26 protein-coding genes are annotated in these 24,006 nt (G+C 72.2%); 16 read left to right on the forward strand and 10 right to left on the reverse strand.

Annotated features, from left to right (window positions below; all coding sequences use genetic code 11):
• The first annotated feature begins 134 nt into the window (after positions 1–134).
• From ABZV93_RS02400 to ABZV93_RS02425, 6 genes are all read left to right on the forward strand, one after another.
• Positions 135–1,418 (forward strand): alpha-L-fucosidase, encoded by a 1,284-nt coding sequence (locus tag ABZV93_RS02400; protein WP_354929006.1) that lies wholly within the window; start codon positions 135–137, stop codon positions 1,416–1,418.
• A 69-nt stretch (positions 1,419–1,487) separates the two neighbouring features.
• A complete protein-coding gene (locus ABZV93_RS02405) occupies positions 1,488–2,330 on the forward strand; it encodes a biotin--[acetyl-CoA-carboxylase] ligase (RefSeq protein ID WP_354929009.1) in 843 nt (280 codons plus the stop codon).
• A gap of 141 nt (positions 2,331–2,471) precedes the next feature.
• Positions 2,472–3,044 (forward strand): PH domain-containing protein, encoded by a 573-nt coding sequence (locus tag ABZV93_RS02410; protein WP_354929011.1) that lies wholly within the window; start codon positions 2,472–2,474, stop codon positions 3,042–3,044.
• Positions 3,045–3,117: 73 nt separating this feature from the next.
• On the forward strand, positions 3,118–3,915 hold the full coding sequence (locus tag ABZV93_RS02415; RefSeq protein ID WP_354929014.1) for an enoyl-CoA hydratase-related protein: 798 nt from the start codon (positions 3,118–3,120) through the stop codon (positions 3,913–3,915).
• Between the two features lie 28 nt (positions 3,916–3,943).
• Positions 3,944–5,113 (forward strand): HD domain-containing protein, encoded by a 1,170-nt coding sequence (locus ABZV93_RS02420; protein ID WP_354929017.1) that lies wholly within the window; start codon positions 3,944–3,946, stop codon positions 5,111–5,113.
• A gap of 96 nt (positions 5,114–5,209) precedes the next feature.
• Positions 5,210–6,145, forward strand: coding sequence for a hydroxymethylglutaryl-CoA lyase (locus ABZV93_RS02425; protein WP_354929020.1), 936 nt, complete (start codon positions 5,210–5,212; stop codon positions 6,143–6,145).
• Between the two features lie 46 nt (positions 6,146–6,191).
• On the opposite strand, the gene ABZV93_RS02430 is transcribed toward ABZV93_RS02425, so the two are convergent.
• Positions 6,192–6,614, reverse strand: coding sequence for a hypothetical protein (locus tag ABZV93_RS02430; protein ID WP_354929023.1), 423 nt, complete (start codon positions 6,612–6,614; stop codon positions 6,192–6,194).
• A gap of 10 nt (positions 6,615–6,624) precedes the next feature.
• Between ABZV93_RS02430 and ABZV93_RS02435 the strand changes: the two genes are divergently transcribed.
• From ABZV93_RS02435 to ABZV93_RS02445, 3 genes are all read left to right on the forward strand, one after another.
• Positions 6,625–6,840, forward strand: coding sequence for a hypothetical protein (locus ABZV93_RS02435; RefSeq protein ID WP_354929026.1), 216 nt, complete (start codon positions 6,625–6,627; stop codon positions 6,838–6,840).
• A gap of 373 nt (positions 6,841–7,213) precedes the next feature.
• Positions 7,214–8,035: a response regulator transcription factor gene (locus ABZV93_RS02440; RefSeq protein WP_354929029.1), complete on the forward strand. Its 822-nt coding sequence runs from the start codon at positions 7,214–7,216 to the stop codon at positions 8,033–8,035.
• A 30-nt stretch (positions 8,036–8,065) separates the two neighbouring features.
• Positions 8,066–9,205, forward strand: a complete 1,140-nt coding sequence (locus ABZV93_RS02445) for a HAMP domain-containing sensor histidine kinase (RefSeq protein WP_354929032.1) — start codon at positions 8,066–8,068, stop codon at positions 9,203–9,205.
• Here ABZV93_RS02445 and ABZV93_RS02450 read toward each other — a convergent pair.
• Positions 9,124–9,624 (reverse strand): GtrA family protein, encoded by a 501-nt coding sequence (locus ABZV93_RS02450; RefSeq protein WP_354929035.1) that lies wholly within the window; start codon positions 9,622–9,624, stop codon positions 9,124–9,126. The two genes, ABZV93_RS02445 and ABZV93_RS02450, sit on opposite strands and share 82 nt — an antisense overlap.
• A 75-nt stretch (positions 9,625–9,699) precedes the next feature.
• Between ABZV93_RS02450 and ABZV93_RS02455 the strand changes: the two genes are divergently transcribed.
• The 4 genes from ABZV93_RS02455 to ABZV93_RS02470 all read left to right on the forward strand — a co-directional run bounded on the left by ABZV93_RS02455 (position 9,700) and on the right by ABZV93_RS02470 (position 13,013).
• The gene (locus tag ABZV93_RS02455; RefSeq protein ID WP_354929038.1) at positions 9,700–10,857 is read left to right on the forward strand and encodes a 5-(carboxyamino)imidazole ribonucleotide synthase; all 1,158 of its coding nucleotides are present in this window, start codon (positions 9,700–9,702) and stop codon (positions 10,855–10,857) included.
• 70 nt (positions 10,858–10,927) lie between these two features.
• Complete coding sequence (purE, locus tag ABZV93_RS02460) at positions 10,928–11,416, forward strand: 5-(carboxyamino)imidazole ribonucleotide mutase (RefSeq protein ID WP_354929747.1); 489 nt, start codon at positions 10,928–10,930, stop codon at positions 11,414–11,416.
• A 59-nt stretch (positions 11,417–11,475) separates the two neighbouring features.
• Positions 11,476–11,826 carry a hypothetical protein gene (locus ABZV93_RS02465; RefSeq protein ID WP_354929041.1) on the forward strand — a complete coding sequence of 117 codons (351 nt, stop codon included), beginning with the start codon at positions 11,476–11,478 and terminating at the stop codon, positions 11,824–11,826.
• Positions 11,823–13,013, forward strand: a complete 1,191-nt coding sequence (locus tag ABZV93_RS02470) for a mandelate racemase/muconate lactonizing enzyme family protein (protein ID WP_354929044.1) — start codon at positions 11,823–11,825, stop codon at positions 13,011–13,013. Before ABZV93_RS02465 ends, ABZV93_RS02470 begins: the two co-directional genes overlap by 4 nt.
• 30 nt (positions 13,014–13,043) lie before the next feature.
• Here ABZV93_RS02470 and ABZV93_RS02475 read toward each other — a convergent pair whose 3' ends face one another.
• The 4 genes from ABZV93_RS02475 to ABZV93_RS02490 all read right to left on the reverse strand — a co-directional run bounded on the left by ABZV93_RS02475 (position 13,044) and on the right by ABZV93_RS02490 (position 15,701).
• A complete protein-coding gene (locus tag ABZV93_RS02475; RefSeq protein WP_354929047.1) occupies positions 13,044–13,388 on the reverse strand; it encodes a hypothetical protein in 345 nt (114 codons plus the stop codon).
• Positions 13,389–13,391: 3 nt separating this feature from the next.
• The gene (locus ABZV93_RS02480; protein ID WP_354929050.1) at positions 13,392–13,817 is read right to left on the reverse strand and encodes a TIGR03667 family PPOX class F420-dependent oxidoreductase; all 426 of its coding nucleotides are present in this window, start codon (positions 13,815–13,817) and stop codon (positions 13,392–13,394) included.
• Positions 13,814–14,248, reverse strand: coding sequence for a CoA-binding protein (locus ABZV93_RS02485; RefSeq protein ID WP_354929053.1), 435 nt, complete (start codon positions 14,246–14,248; stop codon positions 13,814–13,816). The genes ABZV93_RS02480 and ABZV93_RS02485 overlap by 4 nt, the downstream gene beginning before the upstream one ends.
• A 136-nt stretch (positions 14,249–14,384) precedes the next feature.
• Positions 14,385–15,701 carry a UDP-glucose/GDP-mannose dehydrogenase family protein gene (locus tag ABZV93_RS02490; protein WP_354929750.1) on the reverse strand — a complete coding sequence of 439 codons (1,317 nt, stop codon included), beginning with the start codon at positions 15,699–15,701 and terminating at the stop codon, positions 14,385–14,387.
• A gap of 374 nt (positions 15,702–16,075) precedes the next feature.
• Between ABZV93_RS02490 and ABZV93_RS02495 the strand changes: the two genes are divergently transcribed.
• Positions 16,076–17,227, forward strand: a complete 1,152-nt coding sequence (locus ABZV93_RS02495; RefSeq protein WP_354929056.1) for an acyl-CoA dehydrogenase family protein — start codon at positions 16,076–16,078, stop codon at positions 17,225–17,227.
• A gap of 95 nt (positions 17,228–17,322) precedes the next feature.
• On the opposite strand, the gene ABZV93_RS02500 is transcribed toward ABZV93_RS02495, so the two are convergent.
• Together ABZV93_RS02500 and ABZV93_RS02505 are read right to left on the reverse strand one after the other, a co-directional pair.
• Positions 17,323–17,601 (reverse strand): hypothetical protein, encoded by a 279-nt coding sequence (locus tag ABZV93_RS02500; RefSeq protein WP_354929059.1) that lies wholly within the window; start codon positions 17,599–17,601, stop codon positions 17,323–17,325.
• 164 nt (positions 17,602–17,765) lie between these two features.
• Positions 17,766–19,154 (reverse strand): LCP family protein, encoded by a 1,389-nt coding sequence (locus ABZV93_RS02505; protein WP_354929062.1) that lies wholly within the window; start codon positions 19,152–19,154, stop codon positions 17,766–17,768.
• Positions 19,155–19,580: 426 nt separating this feature from the next.
• Between ABZV93_RS02505 and ABZV93_RS02510 the strand changes: the two genes are divergently transcribed.
• Both ABZV93_RS02510 and ABZV93_RS02515 read left to right on the forward strand, forming a co-directional pair.
• Positions 19,581–20,999: an LCP family protein gene (locus tag ABZV93_RS02510; RefSeq protein ID WP_354929064.1), complete on the forward strand. Its 1,419-nt coding sequence runs from the start codon at positions 19,581–19,583 to the stop codon at positions 20,997–20,999.
• Positions 21,000–21,158: 159 nt separating this feature from the next.
• Positions 21,159–22,217 carry a glycosyltransferase family 2 protein gene (locus ABZV93_RS02515; RefSeq protein ID WP_354929067.1) on the forward strand — a complete coding sequence of 353 codons (1,059 nt, stop codon included), beginning with the start codon at positions 21,159–21,161 and terminating at the stop codon, positions 22,215–22,217.
• Between the two features lie 48 nt (positions 22,218–22,265).
• On the opposite strand, the gene ABZV93_RS02520 is transcribed toward ABZV93_RS02515, so the two are convergent.
• Together ABZV93_RS02520 and ABZV93_RS02525 are read right to left on the reverse strand one after the other, a co-directional pair.
• Positions 22,266–23,102: an ABC transporter ATP-binding protein gene (locus ABZV93_RS02520; protein WP_354929070.1), complete on the reverse strand. Its 837-nt coding sequence runs from the start codon at positions 23,100–23,102 to the stop codon at positions 22,266–22,268.
• A complete protein-coding gene (locus ABZV93_RS02525; RefSeq protein ID WP_354929073.1) occupies positions 23,095–23,961 on the reverse strand; it encodes an ABC transporter permease in 867 nt (288 codons plus the stop codon). The genes ABZV93_RS02520 and ABZV93_RS02525 overlap by 8 nt, the downstream gene beginning before the upstream one ends.
• Between the last annotated feature and the right edge of the window lie 45 nt (positions 23,962–24,006).

Below are 24,006 nucleotides of genomic sequence, written 5' to 3' on the forward strand. Positions count from 1 at the left end.
CTTCCCGGGGGGATCGCCCGGGGGACGCGGACCGGCAGGTTTCGGTCAGGGCGAGCGCTTGTTCGTCCGGCGGGTGCGTTGGTAGACATCAGACCTATCGACCGCGCGCTTCGTCGTCGCAGGAAGGCTGCGCCATGCCGGCACCGCAAGCATCAGTTGACAAGCTCCGGGCCCGCCGGTTCGGGCTCTTCGTGCACTGGGGTCTCTACGCCCTGCCCGCGCGGCACGAGTGGGTGAAGAAGCGCGAGAAGCTCACCGACGAGCAGTACCAGCCGTACTTCGACCACTTCGACCCTGACCTGTACGACCCACGGGTGTGGGCGAAGGCCGCCGCCGAGGCCGGCATGAAGTACACCGTCCTCACCACCAAGCACCACGAGGGCTTCTGCCTGTGGGACTCCGGCCTCACCGACTACAAGGCGACCAACACTCCCGCCGCCCGCGACCTGGTACGGCCGTTCGTGGACGCGTTCCGCGCCGAGGACCTGGGGGTCGGCTTCTACCACTCGCTGATCGACTGGCACCACCCCGAGTACCCGGTGGACACGTTGCACCCGCGGGTCGACGACGCCGACTTCCGCGCCTCGCAGGCGGGTAAGCGCGACATCGAGAAGTACCGCCGCTACCTGCACGGCCAGGTCGAGGAACTCCTCACCCGGTACGGCGACATCGACGTGATGTGGTTCGACTTCTCCTACCCCGGCATGTCGGCGTACGACCTGCCCGGCAAGGGCCGCGACGACTGGGACTCCGAGGCGCTGGTCAAGCTGGTGCGGGGGCTGCAGCCGGACATCCTGATCAACAACCGGCTCGACTACCCCGGCGACTTCACCACGCCCGAGCAGTTCCAGCCGGCCACCCCGCCCACCATCGACGGCCGCGAGGTCCCGTGGGAGGCGTGCCAGACGCTCAACGGCAGTTGGGGTTACGACCGGGACAACCTGGACTGGAAGTCGCCGGACCTGCTGGTGCGGATGCTGGTCGACTCGGTCTCCAAGGACGGCAACCTGCTGCTGAACGTCGGCCCCACCGGGCGCGGCGAGTTCGACGAGCGGGCCCTCGCCACGCTGACGGAGATCGGCCGCTGGACCCGCCTGCACGGCCGGTCCATCTACGGCGCGGGACCCTCGGAGTTCACCCCGCCGCAGGACGGCCGCTACACCCAACGCGGCGACCGCCTCTACCTGCACCTGTTCGGCTGGCCGTTCCGGCACGCGCACCTGCCCGGGCTCGCCGGCCGGATCAAGTACGCCCAGTTGCTGCACGACGCGTCGGAGGTGAAGTTCCGGGAGTACGCCCGGGAGGACACCGACAGCAACATCGGCGTGAAGGGCGTGCCGGACGGGACGGTGACGCTGGAGCTTCCGGTGCAGCGGCCGGACCAGCTCGTCCCTGTGGTCGAGATCTTCCTCAAGTAGTACGCCGCGGAGGACCCCGCGCCGTCGGGTCCTCGCAACCGGCATCGCCCGGCGGCCTAGGCTGGCGGGATGTCGTCCCCGTACGTCGACCTGGACCGGCCGCCCCTCGCGGCGGCCGGTCTGCGGTCGACGCTGGTGCGTCCCGGCCGGCTGGTCGCCGACCTGAGGGTGGTCGCCGAGACCGGGTCCACCAACGCCGACGTCCGGGCGCTCGCCGTCGTCGGCGCGCCCGAGGGCACGCTGGTCACCACCGACTACCAGAGCGCGGGCCGCGGCCGGCTCCTGCGCGAATGGACCTCTCCGCCCCGGTCCGGGCTGATGTTCTCGCTGCTGCTGCGCCCGGTCGAGGTCCCCGCCCAGCACTGGCCGTGGCTGCCGCTGCTCACCGGGTGCGCCGTGGTCGAGGCGGTGGAGTCGGTGGCCGGCGTACGGCTCCGGCTGAAGTGGCCCAACGACGTACTCCTGGACGACCGCAAGCTGTGCGGCATCCTGCTCGAGCGCGTGGAGACCCCCACCGGATCGGCCGCCGTGGTCGGCGTCGGGCTGAACGTCACCACGACCGCCGCCGAGCTTCCCGGCACCCACGCCACCTCGCTGCGGCTTGCCGGCGCCACCACCACCGACCGCGCCACCCTCCTGGTCGCGGTGGTCCGGACGCTGGAGGCGCTGTACGCGGCGTGGCGGACCGGTGCCGACGATCCGCGCGACCTGTCCCACGATCTGCATGGCGGGCTGCGGGCCGCCTACCGCGCCCGGTGTGCGACCGTGGGCCGGGACGTGCGGGTCCAGCTGGCGCCCGACCGCTGGCTCGAGGGGCGGGCGATGGACGTGGACGAGGGCGGCCGGCTCGTGGTGCGTACCACCGACGGTGACCACGCGCTCGGTGCCGGTGACGTGGTGCACGTGCGCTGACCGGTATCGGTCGGGCATGATCGGAGGTCAGGACCCATTCGGTCGGATCCAGCGGGTTCGGCCGAGTTCGTGAGCCCGGCCGATCGAGCGCCCCGGAAACACCTCCGGTTCGCCCGGTGAGCCGGTGAGTGAGGAGCGTTGATGGGCATCCCGTCGAAGATGCTGGGCGACGGCGAGCAGGTCTACCTCAGCATGCGTACGCACTGGAAGATCATGATCGGGCCGGTCGTGTTGTTCTTCCTCACCCTCGGCGCGGCCCTGGTGCTGATCTCACTGGTGCCCGGCGGTGCCTACCAGCCGTTCGTCCAGATGTTCATCGTCGCCGCGGCCGTGGTGGGCGTACTCGTCTACGCCGTCTGGCCGGCCCTCACCTGGTTGTCCTCCACCTACGCGGTCACCGACCGGCGGCTGATCACCCGTACCGGCGTCATCACCCGCACCGGCCGCGACATCCCGCTCACCCGCATCAACGACGTGGCCAGCGAACGCGGCCTCACCGACCGGATCCTCGGCTGCGGCACCCTCGTCGTCTGGTCGGCGGGGGAGCAGGGCCGGGTCACCCTGCCCGACGTGCCGCACGTGGAGACGGTCCAGCGCACGTTGTCCGAACTCGTCTTCGCCCGCGAGGACGACGATGACGAGACGCCGACCCGCCGGCAGCGCACGCGCTCGGACGGTCCCCGGACCCGCCGCGACTACGAGCGGCCGTACTGACCGACCACCGCGCGGAGGAGCGGGGGGATTCTTCCGCGGAAGAATTCCGCGCTCGCCCCCTAGGCTTGCCGGCATGTCCTCGACGTCCAAGGGTGTCCAGGTCCGCCGGGTCGACGACGCGGGCCACGTGGCCGAGCTGTCCCTCGATCGTCCCGAGGCGCTGAACGCGGTGTCCACCGCCCAGGCCGAGGCGATCATCCGGGCCGCCACGTCGCTCGCGGCCGACCGGCGGGTCCGCGCGGTCGTACTCTCCAGCGCCTGTGAGAAGGCGTTCTGCGTGGGGGCCGACCTCAAGGAGCGCAACGACTTCGACGACCAGGACCTGTGGCGGCAGCGGCCGGTGATCCGGCGGCTGTTCGGGAGCATCCTGGACCTGCCGATGCCGGTGATCGCCGCGGTGCACCGTTACGCCCTCGGCGGCGGGTTCGAGCTGGCCCTGTCCTGCGACCTCATCGTCGCCGACGAGACCGCGGTGTTCGGGTTGCCGGAGGTCTCGGTCGGCCTGGTCCCCGGCGGCGGGGGCACACAACTGCTGGCCCGCCGGGTCGGCTGGTCGCGGGCGGCCGACCTGATTCTCACCGGCCGCCGGATCGAGGCCGCCGACGCGGACCGGCTCGGCGTGGTGGACCGGCTGGTGGCCGCGGGACGAGCCCGGCAGACGGCGCTGGACGTCGCCACCCAGATCGCCGCGAACTCACCAGTCGGCGTACGGCAGGCGAAGCAGGCACTGCGCCTCGGTGCCGACGCCGCACTCGCCGCCGGGCTGGCGATCGAGGACGCCGCCTGGCGGGCCACCGCGTTCTCCCCGGACCGGAAGGAGGGCATCGCGGCGTTCAACGAGAAGCGTCCGCCGGTCTGGCCCGGGGAATGAGAGGGTCACCGGGGGAATGGGGAATGGAATGAAGGTCTATCGGGGCTGGGCCACGTGGGCGGAGGCCTCCCGCGTTCTGTCGCGCTACCTGCCGACCGGCACCACACCGCACCTTCGGCGAGCCGTCCGGTTCGCCGACCACTGGGGCGGTCGTCCCACCCGCTACGAGGTGGCCGACCTGCTGGTCCGGGAGTTCAATGTCACCGAACTCGGCCTGCTCACGGCCGGTCTTCTGCACCACCTGGTGGAGGACTATCCCTGCACGATGGAGCACGTCGAGGAACGCTTCGGCAGCCGCGTCGCCGGACTGGTGGATTCCCCGATGGTGCGGCTGGCCGGGAGGTACGCCCTGGTGCAGCGGCTGCACATCTACCCGACGGTGGAGTCGCAGCGGGAGATCTACCACGAGACCTGTGAGCGGTTCATCCCGCTGGCGGTGGCCACCGAGCCGGTCTTCGACGAGTTGTTCTCCTCCTGGCAGCACGCGTACGCCTACCTCCGGCAGCCGGTGAACCACCTCGGCGCGGCACAGCAGTTGGTCGAGGTCGTGCACCACGACCGGTTCGACCCCTCCGGCCGGCCCGCGGTGGAGCACCCCCGCGCAGTGGCCCGGCTCACCCGCGACGGCGGCGGCACCCCCGAACAACAGTTGGCCGCGCTCCTCCACGACTGCGTGGAGGACACCGAGCTCAGCCTGGCCCAGCTGGTCGACCTGGGTGTCCCGGCCGACGTGGTGGACATGGTGGACGCGCTCACCCGTCGGTCGGGGGAGTCGTACGAGGACCACCTCGACCGGCTGGTGGAGACACCGCCCGCCATTCTGGTCAAGCGCGCCGACATCCGGCACAACCTCAGCCCCGCGCGGCTGGCCCGCCTCGACGACGCGGCCCAGGAGGCGCTGCGCCGGCGCTATGCGTACGCGCTCGTCCTGCTGGACCGCGCGAGCGGACCCGGCCCCACATGGGAGCCCGGCCCGGAACACAGACCGGACGACAGCCCCGCGAACAGCGCGGACAACAGCCCCGCGAACGTGGGGGACGGCCCGGGCGCGGGTGAGGACGCCGGCCTACGGGCGGGGCCCCCGGGCGTTCCCCGGCAGACCCGCGGCGAGGCGAACCCGGGCCACGCAGACGCCGGCGGCGGCGCCGACTCCGACGAGGGGGCCTGGGTCGTGCCCTGGTCCGCCCCGGAGGCCTGAATCAGCACGGCGCAAGGCGTCGCGGCGTGAGGCGTCGCGGCCGCCCAGGTCAGGCCCTGGCTCCCGTGCGCCACACTGGTGGGGGAGGTGGCCACGATGCAGGTGCCCAGCCGGGTCTGGTTGCGCGAGGTCGGTCCGCGCGACGGGCTGCAGAACGAACCGCCCGTACCCACCGCGGGAAAGATCGAGCTCCTGGACGCGCTGTCGAAGACCGGCCTGAGCCGGATCGAGGCGGTCAGCTTCGTTCACCCGAAGGCGATTCCGCAGATGGGTGACGCGGCGGAGGTGTGGGCGGCCGCGGCGAAGAACCCGCACCTCACCTACTCGGCGCTGGTGCCCAACCTGGTCGGTGCGCGGCGGGCGGTCGAGGCCGGCTTCACCGAGCTGGAGGTGGTGGTCTCCGCCTCCGACACGCACAACCGCGCCAACCTCAACCGCACCACCGCGGAGTCCCTCGCCGAGCTCGAACCGCTGGTCGAGTACGCCCACGGCCGGGGGGCCCGTTGCCAGGTCATCGTCGCGACATCGTGGGGCTGTCCGTACGAAGGGGACATCCCGGTCGAGCAGACCGTCGGCGTGGCCCGGGCGGCGCTCGCCGCGGGAGCGGACTCCCTGGCGTACGGCGACACCACCGGCATGGCCACGCCCACCCGGGTGGAGGATCTCGTGGGCCGCACCCGGGAGGCGTTCCCGGACACGTCGCTCGCCCTGCACTTCCACAACACCAGGGGCACCGGGCTGGCCAACCTGCTGGCCGCGCTGCGGCTCGGTGTGACCGACTTCGACGCCAGCGTCGGCGGGCTTGGCGGCTGCCCGTACGCACCCGGGGCGAGCGGCAACATCGCCACCGAGGAGGTCGTGCACATGCTCGAGGACATGGGTGTGGAGACCGGCGTCGACCTCGACCTGCTGCTCGACGTGGCGGCGACCGCGGAGCGGCTGGTCGGACACACGGTGCCCTCGCAGGTGCTGCGGGCCGGGCCACGCAGCCGTACCGTCCCCTCCCCGGCGAACCTCCGGCCCGGGCAGTAGAGCGAGTCGGGCGGGAGTACGCCGGGAGCAGTGCGGACCGGTGCTCTCAGTACCCCTGGTAGTGCGAATCCTCGGTGCTGGTCGGTGTCGGCGTCTGCGAGGGCACCGTGCCGAGGGTGGTGACCACCCACCAGGTGTACTTGCGGCCGTCGAAGTCGACCTTCGACCCGTTGCCGCCGACCGACCCGTCCACCCGGTCCCCGCCATAGCGGTACAGCGGCCTGCCGTCCAGCGTGAGCTGGAGGGTCCGGTCGGGGCGGCGGACCACGCCGAAGGTGCCGTTCACCCCGGCCACCTTCTCCGGGATGGTCATCCCGGCGGGGACGAGCACCGGCGGCCAGGCACGCGCGCAGGCACCGACGCACCTGATCCTGGTGGCGGTGTCCAGGGAGTTGCGGTAGAGCGGGTGGCGACCGGGTCCGACCACCACATCGCTCATCCCGGAGGCGCCGACTCCGTCGGCCTCCATCGTGCCGATCATGGGCGACGGCGTCGCGGTCGGCGAGGGGGACCTGTCCGACGACGGCGACGGTCCCGAGCACCCGCCGGCCAGTGCCGAGGCGGTCACGGTCACGATCGCTGCCGCCGTCGTCGCGGCGGCCCTGCTCCAGGCCGGCGCGGACCCGGAGCGGCCACGCGCGGTGAGAGGCGTCGACCTCATCACGCAGACCCCCTGCCACCCGGGCGCTCCGTAGGCGGGGCCCGCCAGGTCGCGCCGGTGACGACCTACCCAGGCGTCCCGGCGTGCTAACCAGGGCCCACGGCAGGTCTGGAGGGACCGTCCCGAACGGCCGGAGCCTCGGCAGGATTCCTCCGCGGACGGTCACTGCGACTCCTCCGATTCCGGTGCCCAGCCGATCTTCGCGCAGGACGGTGGGGCACACCGGACATCCCTCCCGGCTCGTAACTTCCCACCTGAAATGCCACCGAACGCCCGGTAAGAACGCCGCCGAGGCCGCCCCCGGAGCATGCCCCGGAGCATCGCCTGCAGCACCCAGCCCCGGCCGGGCGAGATCCCCGGGCGGGTGAGCGGCGGCCCGCCATGGTCGCGGTCGTACGATCGGCCCCATGACACCAAGCGCGTCTGTGGTGGGGGAGCAGAGTGGGCGGCGCACGCTCGAGCGACCGCCGGGTGAGCCCGGCGCCGAGGGCGAGCGCATCGGCGTGAGCGGCGCCCAGGTGAACGACAATCCTGGCCGGCACGGACACCAGATCCTGCTGGCCGAGGACGATCCGGCGATCTCCGACCCGCTGGCCCGGGCACTGCGCCGGGAAGGCTACGACGTGAAGGTCACCGCGGCGGGCGAGCCGGCGCTGGCCATCCTGTCCGGCGGCCCGTTCGACCTGGTGGTCCTCGACCTCGGCCTGCCCGACGTCGACGGCCTGGAGGTCTGCCGGCGGCTGCGGGTCGACGGCAACCGCGTCCCCGTTCTCGTGCTCACCGCACGTGCCGACGAGGTGGACACGGTGGTCGGCCTGGACGCCGGCGCCGACGACTACGTGACCAAGCCGTTCCGGCTGGCCGAGCTGCTGGCCCGGGTGCGCGCGCTGCTGCGGCGGGGCAAGCCGGAGGGCTGGTCGGACGGGCCCACGGAGGAGGGCGTCGGCGTACGCATCGACGCCGAGTCCCGGCGGGCCTGGCTCGCGGGTGAGGAACTCCACCTGACCGCGAAGGAGTTCGACCTGCTGCGCGTCCTGGTCCGGGAGACCGGCCGGGTGGTGACCCGTGACCAGCTGATGCGCGAGGTCTGGGAGACCACCTGGTGGTCGTCGACCAAGACGCTGGACATGCACATCTCCTGGCTGCGCAGGAAGCTGGGCGACGACGCCTCGGACCCGAAGTTCATCACCACCGTGCGCGGAGTCGGCTTCCGCTTCGAGCGCGGCTGAGCGGCCGAGCGGCCGGGTAGGCAGGGTCGGATGCGTCGCCGGTTGGTCGTCACCACGGTGGTCATCGCTGTGGTGACGGCGACGTTGTTCGCGTTGCCGATCGCCGCGTTCAGGGGGCACTACTTCGGCGCCGGCTGGACCGAACGCCTCACCCTGGTCGCCTTCGGGGCGATCGCGGTGCTGGTCGCGATCGCCATCGGGGTCTGGCAGGCACGGGGGATCTCCCGGTCGCTGGAGGAGCTCGCGGACGCCGCCGAACGCCTGGGCTCGGGCGACCCGCGTCCGCACCGCCGCCGGTACGGCCTGCCCGAGCTCGACCGGGTTGCGGGCGCGCTGGAGAAGAGCGCCATCCGGATCACCGACCTGCTGGCCGCCGAACGCCAGCTGTCCCAGGACGCCTCCCACCAGCTGCGCTCGCCGCTGACCGCGCTGTCGATGCGGCTGGAGGAGATCCTCGCCACCAAGGACCCCGAGGTGGTACGCGAGGAGGCCGGCATCGCGCTCGGCCAGGTCGAACGCCTGTCGCACGTGGTGGACCGGCTGCTGTCGCAGAGCCGGGACACCCACGTCGCACAGCGGACCCTGGTCGACGTGGACCATGTCGTACGCCAGCAGGTGGCGGAGTGGCGGCCGGCATTCGACCGGGTGGGCCGGCGGATCGACGTGACCGGTGTGCCCGGCCTGTCGGTGAACGCGACCCCCGGGACGCTGGGGCACGTGCTGGCGACGTTGCTGGAGAACGCCCTGCACCACGGCGGCGGCACGGTGGTGGTCCGCCGTCGCACCACCGGTCCGCCGCCCAGCGGCTCGGTGGTGGTGGAGGTGTCCGACGCCGGTCCGGGCGTACCCGCGCAGCTCGGACAGCGGGTCTTCGAGCGGGCGGTCAGCGGCCGCAGCGGCACCGGGCTGGGTCTCGCCCTGGCCCGCGACCTGGCCGAGGCCGGCGGCGGCCGGCTGGAGATGATCTCCCGCAGCCCCGCGGTGTTCGCGGTCTTCCTGCCGCGCGGTGGCGTCGGCCAGAGCGGCAGGGAAGCCGGCAGGGAAGCCGGCAGGCAGACGGGTGACCAGACCGTGAACCAGGCCGACGCTCAGACCGGCGAGGACAGCCGCGGGTCCGGCTCGCCGTCGGCGTTCACCGTGACCGGCGCGCGGAAGACGAAGCGACGGTAGGACCAGAACCTCATCAGCGTGCCCAGGCCGATCCCCACCAGGTTGGCGACCAGGTTGGACAGCGGGTCGTGCAGGCCGAGCACGTAGTTGGCGACTCCGAGGATCGCCAGGTTGACCACGAGCGCGGCGAAGTTCAGCAGGAAGAACAGCGCGTACTCATGGTGCAGGGCCCGGCGCGGACGGTCCTTCCAGGTCCAGTGCCGGTTGCCGAAGTACGCCACCAACGTGGCGAGGACCACCGAAATCGTCCGCGCGGTCAGCGGCTTGTGCTCCAGCGGGCCGTGGTGGTCCAGGCCGTAGCGCAGCAGGTTGAACCCGCCCAGGTCGACGACGAACGCGACCGCGCCGACCGTGCCGAACTTCGCCAGCTCCTCGGCGAGCCGGCGAACCCGGGACTGGAGCGCGTCGAGCGGTTTCACCCGGGGGAGGTTACCGGCAACCCCACCGCCCGCCCGGTCCGGGCACGCCCGGCGCCGCCCGGTAGCCTCGCGGACGTGTCCAACCTCGTGGGTGTCCCGACCGTAGGGATGATCGGCGGCGGCCAGCTGGCCCGGATGACGCACCAGGCCGGGATCGCGCTGGGGGTGACGTTCCGGGTGCTCGCCGAGGGCCCGGAGGTGTCCGCCGCCCAGGTTGCCCGGCACGTCACGGTCGGCGACTATCGCGACCTGCGTACCCTTCGCGACTTCGTGGCCGGCTGTGACGCGGTGACCTTCGACCACGAGCACGTACCCACCGATCACCTGCACCAGCTGGTGGACGCCGGCGTGGCCGTACGCCCCGGACCGCACGCGCTGTTGTACGCGCAGGACAAGGGCGCGATGCGCGAACGCCTGACCGCGCTCGGCGTGCCCTGCCCCCGCCACGCCACCCCCAAGGGCCTGGCCGACCTGGAGTACGTCGCGGCCGAGCTCGGCGGCTGGCCGCTGGTGCTGAAGACGACCAGGGGCGGGTACGACGGCAAGGGTGTGTGGGTGGTCGAGGACGCGCGCGCCGCCGAGGAGACGGGTGTCTTCGACGCCGGCATCCCCGTCCTCGCCGAGGAACGCGTCGACTACGCCAGGGAGCTGTCCGCGCTCGTCGCACGGTCCCCGTCCGGGCAGGCGATCGCCTACCCCGTGGTCGAGTCGGTGCAGCGCGCCGGCATCTGCCACGAGGTGATCGCGCCCGCGCCGGGCCTGCCGGAGGAGCTCGCCGTGCACGCCCAGGGGATCGCGCTGCGGATCGCCGGCGAACTCGACGTGGTGGGTCTGCTCGCCGTGGAGCTGTTCGAGACCCGCGACGGCCGCATCCTCGTCAACGAGCTGGCCATGCGCCCGCACAACACCGGCCACTGGAGCATCGACGGCGCGGTCACCAGCCAGTTCGAGAACCACCTGCGTGCCGTCCTCGACCTGCCGCTGGGTTCACCGCAGGCCCGGGCCCCCTGGACGGTGATGGTCAACATCCTGGGCGGGGACTACCCCGACATGCACCGCGGCCTGCTGCACTGCCAGGCCCGCGACCCCGCGCTCCGGGTACATCTGTACGGCAAGGAGGTGCGCCCGGGCCGCAAGATCGGCCACGTGACCACCTTCGGCGACGATCTGGACGACGTACGCGCCCGTGCCCGGCACGCGGCCGCCTATCTCACGGGAGAGATCGATGAGTAAGGGAACGCCCGCGGAGGCCCCGCCCGCCGCGCCGGGCCCGGCGCAGGACGGGCCCGCGGTCGGAGTCGTGATGGGCTCGGACTCCGACTGGCCCACGATGGAGGCGGCCACCAAGGCGCTGGAGGAGTTCGGCGTCAGCTACGAGGTGGACGTCGTCTCCGCGCACCGGATGGCGCGGGAGATGATCGACTACGGCGAGCGGGCAGCCGACCGCGGCCTGCGGGTGCTGATCGCCGGCGCCGGCGGTGCCGCGCACCTGCCGGGGATGCTGGCCAGCGTGACGCCGCTGCCGGTGATCGGCGTCCCGGTCGCGTTGAAGCACCTGGACGGGCTGGATTCCCTGCTGTCGATCGTGCAGATGCCCGGCGGGGTGCCGGTGGCGACCGTCGCGGTGGGCAACGCCCGCAACGCCGGACTGCTCGCCGTCCGGATCCTGGCCGCCACTGACCCGGACCTGCTCGAGCAGATGAAGACGTTCCAGACCGATCTCGCCGACCAGGCGCGGGCCAAGGGTGCGGCACTGAAGTCCCGGCGCGGCCGGACCATCGGCTTCCGCTGACCGCCCGGGAGTGCCCACCCGGCACCGCTTCGGCCCCGCCCCGACACCGCGGAGGACCCATGTCGCTGAGCTCGCCGACCCCCGTGACGCTCGGCGAGGGCGTCCGTACCGACGGACCGTCCGAGGGGCTGCGGGTCCGCGGCCACACGCTGCACCACGAGGGCACCGGAGTGACCGAGGCCTGGGTGGAGGTCACCAACGGCGGCGACCGCGACGTCGTGGTCGACCGGCTGGACTCGCTGACGCTCGACCTGCCCGGCCCCCCCGATGGCCCGGACGCCCTCGATGGGGGTGACCGGCGTACGGGCGCTGACCTGCAGGCGTCCGGGTGGACCGTGTCGCTGCCCGAGGAGGGGTCGGCCGTGGTCGTCCTTCGCAGGGTCCGAAGCGAAGGGGGCGACGGCCGATGACGGCTCCGGTGGTCGAGGAGATCGACTTCTTCTACCTGTCGATGCCGCGGATCGAGGACATCGGCGACGGCAGCCAGGACATGCTGCTGGTCCGGGTGCGCGCCGGGGGACACACCGGCTGGGGTGAGTGCGAGGCGGCGCCGCTGCCCACCATCGCCGGCCTGATCTGCCCGATGTCGCACAGCGCGTGCAAGCCGGTGGCTGCGTCGGTGCTCGGGCAGCGGCTGGCGGACCCCGGCGACATCGTGCGGATCGGCCGGGACGTCCGCGCCAACAGCCTCGACCTGCTGCAGGCCGCGCACGTGCTGTCCGGCGTCGAGATCGCGTTGTGGGACCTGGTCGGTCGGCGGCTGGAGGTGCCCGTCCACACCCTGCTCGGTTACCCGCGTGCGTACCCGAAGACGGCGTACGCCTCGGCCCTGTTCGGCGACACTCCGGAGCAGACGGAGGCCAAGGCGGCGAAGGTGCGCGCGGACGGCTTCCGGGCGGCGAAGTTCGGCTGGGGACCCTACGGGCGTGGTGACGTGGCCGCGGATGCCGAGCAGGTACGCGCCGCCCGTGCCGGCCTCGGGCCCGGCCGGCACCTGCTGGTGGACGCCGGGACCGTGTGGGGCGAGGACGTCGAGGCCGCCGCCGCCCGGCTGCCCGCGCTGGAGGAGTGCGACGTCACCTGGCTGGAGGAGCCGTTCGAGACCGGTGCGCTCCGGTCGTACGCCGAACTCGCCCGGCGCTGCCGCGGCGTACGGCTGGCCGGCGGGGAGGGCGCGCACAACCCGCACCTCGCCCAGCACCTCGTCGACTACGGCGGGATCGGGTTCGTCCAGATCGACACCGGCCGGATCGGCGGCATCGGCCCCGCCCGCGAGGTCGCGGCGTACGCCGTCGAGGCCGGGGTGAGGTTCGTCAACCACACCTTCACCTCGCCGCTGGCGCTGTCGGCGTCACTGCAGCCGTACGCCGGGCTCGCCGACCACGTGCTGTGCGAGTTTCCGGTCGAGGCGTCGCCGCTGGCCCTGGCCGCGACGACGACGCCGATCGTCCCCGACGACGGCGGGCAGGTGCACCTGCCGGACGGTCCCGGGCTCGGCCTGGAGGTCAGCCCGGACGACCTGCGGCCCTACCTTCGCGACGTGGAGATCACCGTCGACGGCACGACTCTCTACCGAACCCCCGACCTCACCGCCTAGGACGGACCCGGACCCCTGAGCCCCGCGGACTCAGATCCGGATGTCGAGGTCGGGCTCGCCCAGGTCCTCCTGCTCGGTCACGAGGTAGGCGGCCGCCGTCGGCAGCTCCTCGTGGGCGACGCGGCGGCCGCGGAAGACCCACACCCGCGCTCCCGACCGCGCCTGGGCGGGGTAGGAACCGGGGTCGTCACCGAAGACCTCCAGCCGCTGACCGCCGATGAGGCTGTTCGGGTTGGCCAGCAGCCAGTCCTGCAGCAGGGCCCTGGCGGTCTCCTTCGGATCCCGGTCGGGGATCCTCGCGAGGTCACCGGTGTCGGTGATCCGCCACGCGTCGCCGGTGTGCAGGGCGACTTCGTACGAGTAGTCGTCGGCCACGGCTCACACCCACCCTCGAACCTTCGAGACCGCGACCCGGATCGGCACGCTGAACTCCTGCGCGAACGTCTCCTCGGTCATGCCCAGCGCCTCGATGCCCTGGGCGTACTTGCGGAAGTAGCGGGCCGCCTCCTCCTCGGTCGGCGGCTCCGCCGGTGTGCGGGCCTCGCCCGTCAGCACCACGACGTCGTTGCCCGTGCTGTCGCTGTCCAGGTGCAGGCCGACCCGAGGGTTGCGGGCGATGTGCCGCAGCTTCGGCTTGTCCGGCTGGCTGCGGATGAGGAGCTCACCTTCGGTCCACAGGAACCACACCAGGCTGGGCTGCGGCGTGCCGTCGGCGCTCACCGTGGTGAGCCAGATGAGCCGGTCGCGTTCGAGGCGCTCGGCGACGTGCGCGCCGAACGTCGTGGTGGTGTCGACCACCGTCATGAGGATCTCCCGTTCTTCCCGTCGCGACGGGAAAGCTCGACCGCCGCGCAGCGGTCCATCACCATGACCGTTCCGGTCGCGGTGGTGCGGTCGAAGGCGTCCTCGTCGAGGACGCCGAGCTGGAACCACACCGCCTTGGTGCCGATCGCGACCGCCTCGTCGGCGACGGCGCCGGCGAGCTCGGATCGTACGAACACGTCCACGCAGTCGACCGGGAACGGGATGTCGGAAAGCCTGGCATAGCCCTGCTCACCGTGCACCGTCTCCGCGCGCGGGTGCACCGGGACGATGCGCTTGCCGTGCTTCTGCAGGGTCTGGGCGACGCGGAAGGCCGCGCGTTCTGCGTTGGTGGACAGGCCGACCACGGCCCAGGTCTCACACTCGGCGAGGATCTCGTCGACGATCTGCGGATCGGTCCAGGGTTGCGTCACGCATCCGATCATGCCCGGTCGCGGCCGCTACGGCACGCGACCTGCCCGAACGAGGCCGACGGCGAACACCGGCCGCCGGAGGGTCCGACGGCCGGTGATCGGCGGACGAGCGCAGGTGGATGCGGGTGAACGCCGGTCAGGACCGGCCGAGACCGCGATAGGTCCACCCGGCGCGACGCCAGGTCGGGCGGTCCAGGCAGTTCTGCCCGTCGATCACGGTGGGCACGGCGACCGTCTTCGCCAGCACGGCCGGGTCGAGCTCGCGGAACTCCTGCCACGCGGTCAGGTGCAGGACGACGTGTGCGCCCTGGCAGGCGTCCATCACCGACTCGGCGTACCGCAGCGTCGGGAACGACCGGCGGGCGTTGTCCATCGCCTTCGGGTCGTAGACGCTCACCGCGGCACCGTGCAGGTGGATCCGGCCGGCCACGTTCAGGGCGGGGGAGTCGCGGATGTCGTCGGTGTTGGGCTTGAACGCCGCCCCGAGCACCGCGACCCGCTTGCCGATCCACTGGTTGCCCAGCACGTCGGCGGTCACGTCGACGACCTTCTGCCGGCGGCGCATGTTGATCGCGTCCACCTCGCGCAGGAAGGTCAGTGCCTCCTCCGCGCCGAGCTCGCCGGCCCGGGCCATGAAGGCGCGCAGGTCCTTGGGCAGGCAGCCGCCGCCGTAGCCGAGGCCGGCGTTGAGGAACTGCCGCCCGATGCGCTCGTCGTGGCCGAGGGCGTCAGCGAGCAGCGTCACGTCGGCGCCGGTGGTGTCGCACAGCTCGGCCAGGGCGTTGATGTAGGAGATCTTGGTGGCCAGGAAGGAGTTGGCACCCACCTTGGCCAGCTCCGCGGTGGCGTAGTCGCAGACGACGACCGGGGATCCCGCGTCGATGACCGGCGCGAACACCTCCCGCAGCAGCTTCTCCGCGTGCTCGGACCGGACGCCGAACACCAGGCGGTTGGGACGCAGGGTGTCCTCGACGGCCAGGCCCTCGCGGGTGAACTCCGGGCTCCAGGCCAGCTCGACGGGCACCGGCGGGGCCAGCTCGGCGATCCGGCCGGCCAGCCGGCCCGCGGTGCCCACGGGCACGGTGGACTTGCCGACGATCAGCGCTGGCCGGGTCAGCAGCGGGACCAGGCTCTCGATGGCGGAGTCGACGTAGGACATGTCCGCGGCGTACTCGCCGTCACGCTGTGGCGTGCCCACGCAGAGGAAGTGCACGTCGCCGAACTCCGCGGCCTCCGCGTAGGAGCTGGTGAACCGCAGCCGTCCGGACTCCACGTGCTTGCGCAGCAGCGGCTCCAGCTCCGGCTCGAAGAACGGCACCTGCCCCTCGTTGAGGGAGGCGACCTTCGCCGGCTCGAGGTCGACGCCGAGGACCTCGTAACCCAGCTCGGCCATGCAGGCGGCGTGGGTGGCGCCGAGGTAGCCGGTACCGAGAACGGTGATGCGGTAGGACACGAGTCGAGCCTCCAGCGTGCGGATGTCCCGGCGATGGTGGGTGCCGGGATGAGGGCCGGTCTTGCGGCCGGTGTTGGCCTGGTCCGGCGGTTGCCGTGCGTCGGCGACCATGGACCCGCGACCGGCAGGCTACCGTATCCTGCCGTACCGTCGGCTGCGGTTTGTAGCGAAGTCGTCGCACAGTGGTCCGACCCTGGGTTCGCCGACCCCGGTGGGCTTCTCGTCCCGCACCGGCGGGCGTATGTTACCTGGCAGTAGTGTCGCCGTCGGCCGGCCGGTGGACCGCGTCCGCCGCTGGCGCAGGAACGCGGTCGCCGACCGCCCCGGAGCCCGCCCGGGGAGGCCGCCCAGGTGACCGGCCTGAGGAGGTATCCGTGAACGACGTCCCGCTCTTCGCGCCCACCGACGAGCACGAGGCGGTCCGCGCCGCCTGCCGGGACCTCTGCCGCGACAAGGTGGCCCCGCACGCGGCCGCCGTCGACCGCGACGCCGCCTTCCCCCGGGCGTCCTACGACGCGCTGCGGGCCGCGGACTTCCACGCACCGCACATCCCGGAGATCTTCGGCGGCGTGGGCGCCGACGCGCTGGCCACCGCCATCGTGATCGAGGAGGTGGCCCGGGCCTGCGCGTCGAGCTCGCTGATCCCGGCGGTGAACAAGCTCGGGACGATGCCGTTGCTCCTCGCCGGCTCGCCGGAACTGAACAAGCGCTACCTCACCCCGGTCGCGGCCGGGGAGGCGATGTTCTCGTACTGCCTGTCCGAACCCGACGCCGGCAGCGACGCGGCGGCGATGCGCACCCGCGCGGTCCGCGACGGTGACGGCTGGCGGCTGAACGGCGTCAAGCGGTGGATCACCAACGCCGGCGTGTCCGACTATTACACCGTGTTCGCCAGCACCGACCCCGACCGCGGGGCTCGCGGCATCTCCGCGTTCGTGGTGGAGAAGACCGACCCGGGAGTGAGCTTCGGGGCACCGGAGAAGAAGCTCGGGATCAAGGGCTCGCCCACGTGTGAGGTCTACCTCGACGACGTACGCCTGCCCGCGAGCAGGCTCGTCGGCGTCGTGGGGGAGGGGTTCAAGCTGGCGCTGCGCACGCTGGACCACACCCGGGTGACCATCGCCGCGCAGGCGGTCGGGATCGCGCAGGGCGCGCTCGACTACGCGGTGTCGTACGTCAAGGAGCGCCGGCAGTTCGGGCAGGCGGTCGCGGACTTCCAGGGCGTGCAGTTCATGCTCGCCGACATGGCGACGAAGCTGGAGGCCGCCCGGCAGCTGACCTACGCCGCCGCCGCGCGCTCGGAGCGCACCGACCCGGACCTGACGTTCTTCGGCGCCGCCGCCAAGTGCTTCGCCTCCGACATGGCGATGGAGGTCACCACCGACGCGGTGCAGCTGCTCGGCGGCTACGGCTACGTGCAGGACTACCCCGTCGAGCGGATGATGCGCGACGCGAAGATCACCCAGATCTACGAGGGCACCAACCAGATCCAGCGGGTGGTGCTCGCCCGCCAGGTGCTGAAGTAGCCGGGCGGCCTCAGGTAGCACGCGCAGCCGGCGAAGACCCGGCACGCCGTCCGCGGCGCACTGATCTCCAGCAGCCGATCGGGCCGGAGGGATCGTCAGTCGAGGGCGCGGCGGCCCGACGACATCAGCCCTTCCGCCCAGACGACGTCCGGGCAGATCCAGCGGTCGGCGCACACAAGGCATCGCGCCTGCCGCAGCCGCGGAACCGGTAGCACGCGCCAGACCCACCGCACGGTGAGCCGGGACCGGTCGGGCCGGTGGTTGCGTTCGATCTCCCGGGCCAGGACCTCGACCCACTCAGCGCCGTACTCGCTGGCGAGAGTGACCGAACGGATGAGGGAACGCGGGGACAACTGAGGTGTCCGCGGGGCCATGGGACGTCCTCCACGAGCAGCTTGGGTGAGCCCGCACCGGGATTCCGGAGCGAGGTCCCGAGCATGTCGGCGGGGGAGCGGACCAGGCGAGGGTCCACGAGGGACATACGACGGACCAGCGGCGGACGGGAGGAGGACCGGCCGAAGATCTTCGGCGGCGGCGGTCAGTCGTGGGGGATCAGGCTGGGCGGAATCGGTCCGCCGTCGCGCAGCGCGTGGAAGAGGTTGAGCGCCCGCTGGCGGTCCCAGCGGACCGCGCTTCCGACTGGCGTGCTCACCGACGTGCTGGACACCGGCACGGTGAGGGTGGTGCCGCTGCCGGACGACAACGACCGCATCGCCAGCCCGAACCGCGCCATGTCGACGATGTTCGTGCCCTCGCCGACGGTCAGCGCGTCGCCGGCGGACAGCCCGACCCGGGTGTAGCGGACCGGGTTGACGATGGTGCCGGGGCTCGCGGTCTTCTTCACCACCGCGGACAGGAACTGCCGCTGACGCTCCACCCGGCCGAGGTCGCCCTTGGGGTCGAAGTAGCGGGCACGCACGTATCCCAGGGCGTTCGGGCCGTTGAGGTTCTGGCAGCCGGACGGCAGGTCGATGTGCGCCTTCTCGTCCTTGATCGCCTTCGGCAGGCACATGGTGACGCCGCCGAGCCCTTCGACCACGCCGACGAAGCCGCCGAACCCGATCTCGACGTAGTCGTCCATCCGCAGGCCAGTGGCGTTCTCCACCGTCTCGGTGAGAAGTTTGGGACCGCCGATGGAGAAGGCGGCGTTGATCTTGTTCCGGCCGTGCCCGGGGACCGGGACGTAGGAGTCGCGAGGCAGGGACACCAGCGTCGGCGAACCGGCGAGACTCGGCACGTGCAGGATCATGATCGTGTCCGTGCGCTGACCGGCCGCCCGCCCGGTGCCGAGGGCGTTGCGCTGCTCGGCGGTGAGGCCCTGCCGACTGTCGGAGCCGACCAGCAGGAAGTTGGTGCCCGAGCTGTTCGCGGGGCGCTCGCCGGCGGGTTCGTACGGCACCTTGGTGACCCGGCTCCAGGCGATGATGGGTACGCCGACCAGGATGACCAGCCAGGCGACAAGCAGGAGGAGCAGGATCCGCCGCAGCCGGATGCCCGACCGGCGGCGTGGTGGCCGTGGCTCAGGCAGCAGCCGCCCACCCGGACCCCTCGCCGGCGGAGCGGCGCGGCCGCCGCCACCGCGGGACCGCCCGGCCTGTTCCCGCGCGCCCGAACGGCCGCGGTCGTCCCGGGGGTCGGAGTACTCGTCCCGGTAGTCGTTGCCACGCCCGCCGTAGTCGTTGCCGTACTGGTCCCCGCGGTCGCCGGCGTATCCGGCGTGGTCGCCCCGGCCGCGGTCGGGCCCGGAACGGGTGGGCATCACCTGGGTCGACTCCGGCGGCGGCGCCTCGCCCCGGCGGGCTCGGGAGCGGTTCTCGCGCGCGGATCGCTCCCGGCCGGCTCCATCGTAGAGCCAGCCGTACTGTGCGGACTCCCGACCTTGGTCGTCGGGTTCACGCGGTCCTTGGGGGCGGCCGCCGTTCGGCATGGAGGCACCGTACCCGGTCGGCCTGGATCCGGCACATCCTGCTCAGTTGGCGTCCCGTCGGCGTGGCGGGGATGATCGCGCCACCCGATGTGTTGGTATGCCGCCATGACGGGGTGGGACCAGCGGCGTGGGCCGCGCTCGGGGGATGTCCGCGACCAGCGGCGCGGCGCACGGCCTCCCTCCTCCCGTACCCACCCGTCCTCCCGGACCCCCACGTCCTCGCGTCACCACGCGCCGTCACGCGGCGGCAACTCCGCCGGCGTTTCCGGTGGGCCCCGCCCCACCTCCGCCGGCCGGAACACCTCGCGGCCCTCCAAGCCCTCCGGACCGCCCGGGTCGCCGGGCGGCGGGTCGGGCGGCGGCCCGAACGACCCGCGAGGCGCCGAGAGCGGCCGGTGGCTCCGGCGGGCGATCTGCCTGCTGCTGATGACGCTGGTGGCCCCCGGATCGGCGCAGCTGGTGGCGGGCAACCGCGCCGTCGGGAAGTTCGCGCTAAGGGTGGCGGCGGCCGTACTCTCCGTCGCCGTGCTCCTGGCCCTGGTCGGGCTCGTCTCCCCGCGCCTGCTGATCTCCCTGATCTCCAACCCCGGTGTGCTCCGCTTCGGCCAGATCGCGCTGGTCGTCGTCGCCGTGGGCTGGCTGGCGCTGTTCGTGGACGCCTGGCGGCTCGGCCGCCCGCTCCGGATGCGGCAGAAGCAGCGGCTGACCTCGACGGTCACCATGGTGGCGGCGTCCGTGGTCGCGGTGACCCTGGTGCTCACCTCCGCCCACTACGTCGGAGTGGCCCGCGACTCCATCTCCCGCATCTTCGCCGGCACCACCACGACCGACCCGACCGCGGGGCGGTACAACCTGCTGCTGCTCGGTGCCGACGCCGGCAAGGACCGGGTGGGCCTGCGCCCGGACAGCATGACGCTGGTGTCCATCGACGAGCGGACCGGCCAGGCCGCGATGTTCAGCTTCCCCCGCAACCTCCAGCGGGTGCCGTTCCCGCCCGGCTCGGTGATGCACAGGCAGTTCCCCAACGGTTTCGACTGCGGGGACGAGTGCCTGCTGAACGCCATCTACACCTGGGCCACCGACCACAAGCAGCTGTTCCCCGGCGACCCCAACCCAGGGATCACCGCCACCGAGGACGCCATCCGGCAGATGACCGGGCTGAAGGTCAACTACTACGCCCTGATCGACATGGGCGGATTCACGCAGCTGGTCGACGCGGTGGGCGGCGTCCGCGTGAACGTCAAGGCGGACGTGCCCATCACCGGCCGGGACGGCACCGTACGCGGCATCATCAAGGCAGGCGACCAGCGGCTCGATGGCTACCACGCGTTGTGGTACTCCCGGTCACGGGCGACCACCAGCGACTACGACCGGATGGCCCGGCAGCGCTGCGTGATGGCCGCCATGCTGCACCAGCTCGACCCGCCCACGGTGCTGCTGAAGTTCCAGAAGATCGCCGAGGCGGGCCAGCAGATCGTCTCCACCGACATCCCGGCCAGTCAGCTGGACACCATGGTCGACCTCGCGCTGAAGGCGAAGCGGCAGAAGATCGTCTCGGTGCAGTTCGTGCCGCCGCTGATCAAGACCGCGCGCCCGGACTTCTCGGTGATCAGGAAGAACGTGGACGCCGCGATCGAGGCGTCCAAGGCGACGCCCAGCGCCGGTCCCACGGCGAAGTCCGCCGGGAAGGCCACGGCGAGCGGGGGCCGGGGATCGGGTTCGGGCGCGGGCGCCGCCTCGGGCAGCTCCGGGGCGTCCGGCGGATCGGGCAGCTCCGGCGGCGGGTCGGGCAGCGAGGACAAGCAGGCCGTGCACGAGCTCGGCGAGGTCTGCTCCGCCGGCTGAGCGACGCCCGGCGGTCGGGCCGGGGCCGGGTGCGGCGCGCCGCCCCGGGACGGTCGCGGTGCGCCGGGTCGGTAAGTTGGTCCCCCGCCGGTCCGCCGGGGGCTCCGGCCGGCCCGCTGCCGCACCGATCTTCACCGCCGTCGTTTCGAAAGGGCCGCCGTGACGGGAACACCCCAGCCCGGGCCTCCTGAACCCGCCGACACCGCCTGGCCGGGCGTCTCGGTGGTGATGCCGGTCCTGAACGAGGAGCGCCATCTGCGGACCGCCGTGGCGCAGGTCCTGTCCCAGGACTATCCCGGCCGGATGGAACTGGTGATCGCCATCGCCCCGTCTCGCGACCGCACCCAGCAGATCGCCGAGGAACTCGTTGCCGAGGACTCCCGCGTCCGGCTGGTGCAGAACCCGGCCGGGATCACACCGAGCGGGCTGAACGCCGCCATCAGGGTGGCGCGGTACGAGGTGGTCGTCCGCGTGGACGGGCACGGCATCCTGTCGCCGGGCTACATCCGGCGCGCGGTCGAGCTCCTCGCCGAGACCGGAGCCGACAACGTGGGTGGCGTGATGGCGGCCGAGGGCGAACCCGGCTTCGAGGAGGCCGCTGCCAAGGCGTACGTCAGCCCGATCGGGCTCGGCGGCGCCCGCTTCCACGTCGGCGGCGAGGCCGGACCGGCCGACTCCGTCTACCTGGGCGTCTTCCGCCGGGAGACCCTCGACCGGCTGGGCGGCTTCAACGACGTCTTCGCCCGGGCCCAGGACTGGGAGCTCAACCACCGGATCCGCCAGGCCGGCGGGACGGTGTGGTTCAGCCCGGACCTTCGGGTGACCTACCGGCCGAGATCGAACCTGCGCGCCCTGGTGCGGCAGTTCTACCTCACCGGCAAGTGGCGCCGCGCGATCGGGCGTACCCACCCCGGCACGTTCAACTACCGCTACCTCGCCCCGCCGCTGGCCGTCTTGGGCTGCGGGCTGGGGCTCGTGCTCGGCCTGGCCGGCCTGCTCGCGGGCGTGCCGTGGCTGCTGCTGGGCTTCGTGCTCCCCGCGGGCTACCTGCTCCTCGTGGTCGCCGCCTCGGCGGTCGAGGGGCGGGGGATGTCCCTGCGCGGGCGGGCGTGGCTGCCCGTCGTGGTGGCCACGATGCACATGACCTGGGGAGCGGGCTTCCTGGTCAGCCCGCGTTCGCTGGGCCGGCCGACGCCGGAGCCGGCGAAAACGGCCTGAGCCCGCCCGCGGCACATTTTCCGACGGGCTCCGTGGGTGACCTCCGGGTCAGCGGCTGGTGGCGGAACTGTAGGCCTTGACCACCGACTCCGCGTCGCCGTCCATCTTGATCTGGCCCTGGTCCAGCCAGATCACCCGGCTGCAGGTCTCGGTCACGACGTCCAGGCTGTGGCTGACCAGGAACACCGACCCGGCCTCGTCGCGCAGCTCGCGGATGCGTTCCTCGCTGCGCTTGCGGAACTCCGCGTCGCCGGTGGCCAGCGCCTCGTCGATCATCAGCACGTCGTGGCTCTTCACCGCCGCGATCGCGAACCGGAGCCGCTGCTGCATGCCGGAGGAGTACGTCTGCATGGGCAGGTCGATGAAGTCGCCGATGCCGGCGAACTCCACGATGTCGTCGTAGCGCTCCCTGGCCTGCTCGGGCGTCAGGCCCATGGCCAGGCAGCCGAGGATGACGTTGCGCTCCCCGCTCAGGCCGGTCATCAGGGCGGCGTTGACGCCGAGCAGGGTGGGCTGCCCGTCGGTGAAGACCGCGCCCTTGGTCGGCGGCAGCAGGCCCGCGATGGCGCGCAGCAGGGTGCTCTTGCCGGAGCCGTTGCGGCCGATCAGGCCGACGGACTCACCGCGGCGCACGGTGAACGTCACCCCGCGGATGGCCTTCACCTCCCGTAGCGCCGGGGAGTTCTGCCGCTTGAGGATCCGCTTGAACGCCGCCGGGGCGTTGCCCTTGCCCGCGGTCGCGCCGTAGACGCGGTAGGTGATGTGCAGGTCGTCCACGATCACGGTCGGCGCCGCCTCGCCCGAGGTGGCCTCGCCCGAGGTGGCCTCGCGGCGCACGGGCCGGCCGTGCGCGTCCGTCACTTCACCGGTCAGATGCTCAGCCACGGCCGTACTTCTCCTCAGCTCCCCAGAAGTACCAGAACCCGACCACGAACCCGACGATCGCCCAGGCGACCGCGAGCTGCCAGGCGTGGTGCGGTGCGTCGTGGCGTTCGATGAAGGCGTCCCGGACCAACTCGATGTAGACCGAGGCCGGGTTGGCCATCATGATCTCCCGCATCAGTGGGTTGTGCACCCGCTGTGGGATCAGGAAGAACACGCCGGAGAAGTAGAGCCAGACGCGGGTGATGAACGGCAGCAGCTGGCTGATGTCCGGGATCGTGGCACCGATCCGGGCCATCGCCAGGCTCAGCCCGATGTTGAACATCGTCTGCAGCGCCAGCGCCGGAACGACCAGCAGCCACGACCAGGTGATCGGCTCGCCGGTGGCCAGCACGATCAGGCACAGCACGATCATCGACACCAGCATCTGCTGCAGCTCGACGATCGTGGAGGAGAACGGCAGCGTCGCCCGGGGGAAGTGCAGCGCCCGGATCATCGCGAGGTTCCCGGAGATCGCCCGGGCCCCGGAGGTGACCGAGCGGGTGCAGAACGACATCACGAAGACGCCGGTCACCAGGAACGCCGTGAAGTTGTCGATGTTGTGCTTGGTGTTGAACAGCACGCCGAAGATCAGGTAGTACACCGCGGCGTTCATCAGCGGCGTGAGGACCTGCCAGAGCTGCCCGAGCCGGGCTCCGGAGTACATCGTCACCGTGCGCGAGGTCGCGAACGCGGTGATGAAGTGCCGCCGCTGCCACAGTTGCCGGATGTAGTCACCCAGCGGCGGGCGGGCCGAGCTCGGCGCCAGGCCGTACTGCGCAGCGAGCTCCGACGGCGAGGCGGGGGTCGTGGTGGTGGTCACCGATGCCTCCCGGAATGCACCGAACGCATGCCGCCGAGCGTACGA

The organism is Actinopolymorpha sp. NPDC004070 (assembly GCF_040610475.1).
Lineage (GTDB): Bacteria > Actinomycetota > Actinomycetes > Propionibacteriales > Actinopolymorphaceae > Actinopolymorpha.

What these genes read in the sequence shown, in the direction of transcription:
- ABZV93_RS02400 (WP_354929006.1), top strand. Translation starts at nt 135, where the DNA reads ATGCCGGCACCGCAAGCATCAGTTGACAAGCTCCGGGCCCGCCGGTTC.
- ABZV93_RS02405 (WP_354929009.1), top strand. Translation starts at nt 1,488, where the DNA reads ATGTCGTCCCCGTACGTCGACCTGGACCGGCCGCCCCTCGCGGCGGCC.
- ABZV93_RS02410 (WP_354929011.1), top strand. Translation starts at nt 2,472, where the DNA reads ATGGGCATCCCGTCGAAGATGCTGGGCGACGGCGAGCAGGTCTACCTC.
- ABZV93_RS02415 (WP_354929014.1), top strand. Translation starts at nt 3,118, where the DNA reads ATGTCCTCGACGTCCAAGGGTGTCCAGGTCCGCCGGGTCGACGACGCG.
- ABZV93_RS02420 (WP_354929017.1), top strand. Translation starts at nt 3,944, where the DNA reads ATGAAGGTCTATCGGGGCTGGGCCACGTGGGCGGAGGCCTCCCGCGTT.
- ABZV93_RS02425 (WP_354929020.1), top strand. Translation starts at nt 5,210, where the DNA reads ATGCAGGTGCCCAGCCGGGTCTGGTTGCGCGAGGTCGGTCCGCGCGAC.
- ABZV93_RS02430 (WP_354929023.1), bottom strand. Translation starts at nt 6,614, where the DNA reads ATGGAGGCCGACGGAGTCGGCGCCTCCGGGATGAGCGATGTGGTGGTC.
- ABZV93_RS02435 (WP_354929026.1), top strand. Translation starts at nt 6,625, where the DNA reads ATGGGCGACGGCGTCGCGGTCGGCGAGGGGGACCTGTCCGACGACGGC.
- ABZV93_RS02440 (WP_354929029.1), top strand. Translation starts at nt 7,214, where the DNA reads ATGACACCAAGCGCGTCTGTGGTGGGGGAGCAGAGTGGGCGGCGCACG.
- ABZV93_RS02445 (WP_354929032.1), top strand. Translation starts at nt 8,066, where the DNA reads ATGCGTCGCCGGTTGGTCGTCACCACGGTGGTCATCGCTGTGGTGACG.
- purE (WP_354929747.1), top strand. Translation starts at nt 10,928, where the DNA reads ATGGGCTCGGACTCCGACTGGCCCACGATGGAGGCGGCCACCAAGGCG.
- ABZV93_RS02465 (WP_354929041.1), top strand. Translation starts at nt 11,476, where the DNA reads ATGTCGCTGAGCTCGCCGACCCCCGTGACGCTCGGCGAGGGCGTCCGT.
- ABZV93_RS02470 (WP_354929044.1), top strand. Translation starts at nt 11,823, where the DNA reads ATGACGGCTCCGGTGGTCGAGGAGATCGACTTCTTCTACCTGTCGATG.
- ABZV93_RS02480 (WP_354929050.1), bottom strand. Translation starts at nt 13,817, where the DNA reads ATGACGGTGGTCGACACCACCACGACGTTCGGCGCGCACGTCGCCGAG.
- ABZV93_RS02500 (WP_354929059.1), bottom strand. Translation starts at nt 17,601, where the DNA reads ATGGCCCCGCGGACACCTCAGTTGTCCCCGCGTTCCCTCATCCGTTCG.
- ABZV93_RS02505 (WP_354929062.1), bottom strand. Translation starts at nt 19,154, where the DNA reads ATGCCGAACGGCGGCCGCCCCCAAGGACCGCGTGAACCCGACGACCAA.
- ABZV93_RS02510 (WP_354929064.1), top strand. Translation starts at nt 19,581, where the DNA reads ATGACGCTGGTGGCCCCCGGATCGGCGCAGCTGGTGGCGGGCAACCGC.